The organism is Oleiphilus sp. HI0079 (genome assembly GCF_001635105.1).
In genome coordinates, this window is the sequence record NZ_LWFT01000648.1 from 1 (window position 1) to 4,017 (window position 4,017).

The window sequence follows — 4,017 nt, forward strand, 5'->3', positions numbered from 1 at the left end:
CACGATATGAAATTGATCTGTGGCAGCAGCACTACAATCATGAACGGCCACATAGCTCGCTTAATTATTTAACACCGGTAGCCTTCGCGAAGAAGGTTGCATAATATGGAATTTCTCATTGATGGAGTGGTACTAATCAAGGGGAAAGGTCAAGCTTGACCTTAAGATAGGTATGGTTATTTGCCAGTGCATCTTGCTGCTTTTCTGAGAAGGCTGTTTGAACATGTCGCTCACTACCTAAAGACGATTATCGTTCCAGGTTTGTCCCAAAGGTAAACCCTTTGGTGTCTTCTTTCATTTTGTACAAAATAGCTGCCCGCTTACTGCTCGAACGTTTGTTGCCGGTTTCTTCTAATAGGTTGGCGTTTTCAATCCGCCTGCGAAATGATTTTTTCTGAAGCTCTTTGCCTAGAATGATCTCATGAACGCGTTGAAGCTCGGGAAGCGTAAATTCGCTTGGCAGAGCGTAAGCCGGGACAATCGAATAGAGCGCCTTTTGTCTGAGGCGGTGCAATGCTTCTTCGATAATAAATCGATGGTCAAAAGCGATCTTGAGTGTGTCGAGTTCTTTTACCGAGGTCCAACGTACATCGGATACGGTATCAATGTGTGCTTCGCACGCTTGATGAGCGATGAGCGCAGAAAAACAAACAGAAACTGACCAACCCCGCGGGTCGCGTTTTGCCCCTCCCACACTCAACAGTTGCTCAATGTAGGGCGGCTCTACAGATGTTTTTTCCTTGAGCTTTCGGATTGCCGCATCTTCAAGCGAGAGGTCCTTCTTCTGATCAATAAATCCACCAGGCAAACCCCACTTGCCCTTTTGTGGGTAGTTGGGTCTTTCAACGAGTAACACCTTTAGAGTGTCTTCATGGCAGGTGAATAAGACGCTATCGACAGTCACTAGAGTGACATCAAACGCTTTCGCATCGTAGTTTTTGAGGAAATTGCGCTCGCTCATCTTTAAATGACATCAATAGATAACAATGGATCTAAACAGTCTAAATCAAAGGGCATGTAAAAAGCATTAGTGTCATAAAGACATTTTTCTTGACAAATAAGTGTCCTAATGCCACTTTATATAAAAGTGACATAAAGACACTTAATGATCGCAAGATAAACGAACAAGGAGAGCACGATGTTTTCAATCAAATACTACAAGGCAGATGCCTCAACCTATGCAGTCAAAACCGTTAACGGAAAAGTGAAGGCGAAAGGGAAGGGATTAAGCTTTTTCTATAACCCGGCAACAACTTCCATTGCTGCATTGCCTATGAACGTTCAGGAGGCTCCATTCATATTCAAGCTCCAGACAGCCGACTTTCAGCAGGTTAGTGTGCAAGGCCAAGTCAGCTTTCGTTTGGTGGACGCTGACAAAACAGCAAGCTTGATGAACTTTACCTTGGCAAAGGATGGAGCGTCTTTTGTCTCTGAGGACCCCATGCGTTTGAACGAACGAGTCGTTCGTATTGTTCAGGTGGCGGTTCAAGTGACTATACAGAAAGCAGGATTGCGCGAAGCGCTTTTGGCTTCTGAGTCCTTGGTTGGGATGTTAGAGCAAGTATTGGCGGCAGCGCCCTCATTGGCGTCATTAGGAATAGAGGTGTTAAGCGTTTCAATTTCCAACATTGCTGCGACACCTGAAACGACAAAAGCCTTAGAGGCCGTTGCACGAGAGGAAATTTTGAAGAAAAGCGACGATGCCATCTATGGTCGCCGCAAAGCCGCGGTTGAGCAGGAGCGTACTATTCGCGAGGCTGAATTGGAAACGGAGTTGTCCGTTCAAAATAAGCAGCAAGAAATGGAAGAGCGTCGCGTCGAAAATGAGCGTACCTTGCTTGCACAACAGTCTCAGATGGAGAAAGAGCGTATCCAATCCGAGATCGAGCAAGAACAGCAGCGTAGTGAGTTTGTTGAAACCAAAGCGAGCAACAGCAGGGTCGAAGCCGATGCTGAAAAATACCGTATCGCTTCACGCATGAATGCCTTCAAGGAATTGCCCGTTGAGAACTTGAAAGCCATGGCATTGGCGCAGATGGATCCAGAACAATTGATGGCAATGGCCTTTGAGTCATTGGCACAGAATGCAGGTAAGATTAACGAGTTGACGATTACGCCTGATTTGTTCAGCAAGATGGTGAAAGCCAATGGCTAGCAACAGCAACAATAGCTTCGTGATGATCACTCGCAAGACTCGAGTGCAGGAGTTGATCGCGCGGTTCAACTCCTGGTCGCAAGCTAAATTCTACCTTGAACACAATCAAATTGATGTTCGCGACTACTTAGATGAGCACGAAGTGTATCTGGATCAGATCAAGCGCGTAGAAGCGTATTTGCGACAACAAGGGCGCTTCCAGCGCATTGATCGAGACATGATTCAGAGTTATCAGTTCGGCACGGAAGATATCGTGGTGGTGGTGGGTCAGGATGGCTTAGTTGCGAATACTTTGAAGTATCTCGATGCCCAACCGGTAATCGGGATAAATCCAGACAGTGCGCGTTTTGATGGCGTGTTGTTGCCATTTACAGTGAAGGAGCTACAACCGGTTGTTCAAGCGGTGATCGTAAAGCGTATTAGTACCAAAGAGGTGACGTTTGCCAAAGTTGAAACGAACGATGGGCAATGCATGCGAGCAGTGAATGACTTTTTCATTGGGCCGAAATCGCACACCTCCGCGCGCTATACATTACGTTGGAATGGTCAAGAGGAAATGCAAAGCTCTTCAGGGATTATCGTCTCGACAGGGTTTGGCTCAACAGGTTGGTTCCAATCTATCCTTGCTGGGGCTATGGGTGTCACAGGAACAGTTGAGCACGCCATGCAAAGCGGATTTGATTGGGATGCCGAGCGCTTACAATTTGCAGTGCGCGAACCTTTTCCTAGCCAGACAAGTAGGGTCGATGTGGTATTCGGTGAGATAAACGCCTCAAGCCCGTTTGCATTAGAGTCGCACATGCCGGAAAACGGGGTAATTTTCTCTGATGGGATTGAGAGTGACTTTATTCAATTCAACGCAGGCACGATTGCTCGGATTTCAGTAGACGAGCAAAAAGGCAGGTTGGTTGTGGCATAGACGACTTAACCTGTCGTTTTAACCGCTAAGCTTGTGTAACTGGCCCGATTGAAGGGTCAAACGTGATCCTGAGAAATATTTTAGGAGAATAACCAGTGAGCCAAATCAAAGACGATCAGCACGTTCAAGTTGCCATAAACTCTGACGCAGATTCAGCGTTGTTTGAGTCATCAAGGCTAGGGACTGAGGTACGTCAAGCTGAGTTGCGCGTGACTAATCCACTTAATGCGGAGGTACAAAAAGATAAGCTGGGACAGGAGTCAATCTCTGTATATGTATCGTTGGATGATATGGACGATTTTGCAATTGCGTGGTGTAAGCATCGCAAACTCCAGAAGTATCTGGGCGGGCCGGTTGGTAATGAGTGGGGTTCGCCTGATTGTCCCTACTAGGGCTGAGCATTATCAGCGATGAGTAAGTGAAGTTGAGGGTGAAGAGAAAGTGATGAAAAAGATTAAGCCAGACATGGCATTAGTGAAGCGTTTGCTCATCAAGCTCCATCCAGAGTTCTTCGCTTTGGCCGAGCAAGAGCAGAATCGTATTCGACAGCGCTTGTATTTAGATTATGCGGAACAGGTTGATACCTACCTCTATAAGGAATTATTTGGACTGTGTTATGACCCCGCAATGGGTGATGATCAGTTAAATCCTCAGCAATTGAATCGGTTCAACGCGCATACAACGGCGCTATGCGGTATCGGAGAGAATTGCTTCAAATTGAATGAGCTTCATGGTGGTGATTTCGATCTAACGCAATTAGCGACGTTGCGCGACTACGATGAGCATGAATTCGACTTTCAGCAAGATGCGCGTAAAAAACACGACCCAGACAAATACATTGAGCGGCCTTATCGCCTATATCTCCATCATGTTTGGGCTCGTGCTCTCGATGCCGAGCTTTCATTTTGGTATCTCACGCTTTCTAGTTTGAGTTATCACCTGC

At 46.4% G+C, this 4,017-nt stretch carries 6 protein-coding genes; 5 read left to right on the top strand and 1 reads right to left on the bottom strand.

From position 1 onward, the window contains the following. Positions 1–11: 11 nt before the first annotated feature. Positions 12–104, top strand: coding sequence for an integrase core domain-containing protein (locus A3750_RS11700; RefSeq protein ID WP_369819939.1), 93 nt, complete (start codon positions 12–14; stop codon positions 102–104). Between the two features lie 143 nt (positions 105–247). Here the strand turns inward: A3750_RS11700 and A3750_RS11705 are convergent, their stop codons facing one another. Further along, positions 248–961, bottom strand: a complete 714-nt coding sequence (locus A3750_RS11705) for an NUDIX domain-containing protein (RefSeq protein WP_068547991.1) — start codon at positions 959–961, stop codon at positions 248–250. Positions 962–1,138: 177 nt separating this feature from the next. On the opposite strand from A3750_RS11705, the gene A3750_RS11710 reads away from it, so the two are divergent. The 4 genes from A3750_RS11710 to A3750_RS11725 form a co-directional block, all read left to right on the top strand. Then, the gene (locus tag A3750_RS11710; protein ID WP_068547921.1) at positions 1,139–2,155 is read left to right on the top strand and encodes an SPFH domain-containing protein; all 1,017 of its coding nucleotides are present in this window, start codon (positions 1,139–1,141) and stop codon (positions 2,153–2,155) included. Next, positions 2,148–3,074 carry a sugar kinase gene (locus A3750_RS11715; protein ID WP_068548287.1) on the top strand — a complete coding sequence of 309 codons (927 nt, stop codon included), beginning with the start codon at positions 2,148–2,150 and terminating at the stop codon, positions 3,072–3,074. Before A3750_RS11710 ends, A3750_RS11715 begins: the two co-directional genes overlap by 8 nt. Positions 3,075–3,169: 95 nt before the next feature. Continuing rightward, positions 3,170–3,466 (top strand): hypothetical protein, encoded by a 297-nt coding sequence (locus A3750_RS11720; RefSeq protein WP_082873275.1) that lies wholly within the window; start codon positions 3,170–3,172, stop codon positions 3,464–3,466. A 52-nt stretch (positions 3,467–3,518) separates the two neighbouring features. Next, a partial coding sequence (locus A3750_RS11725) for a hypothetical protein (protein ID WP_156498536.1) occupies positions 3,519–4,017 on the top strand: 499 nt, incomplete at its 3' end.

Excerpts from the sequence above, each read along its gene's own strand:
- A3750_RS11705 (WP_068547991.1), bottom strand. The coding sequence starts at position 961 with ATGAGCGAGCGCAATTTCCTCAAAAACTACGATGCGAAAGCGTTTGAT.
- A3750_RS11710 (WP_068547921.1), top strand. The coding sequence starts at position 1,139 with ATGTTTTCAATCAAATACTACAAGGCAGATGCCTCAACCTATGCAGTC.
- A3750_RS11715 (WP_068548287.1), top strand. The coding sequence starts at position 2,148 with ATGGCTAGCAACAGCAACAATAGCTTCGTGATGATCACTCGCAAGACT.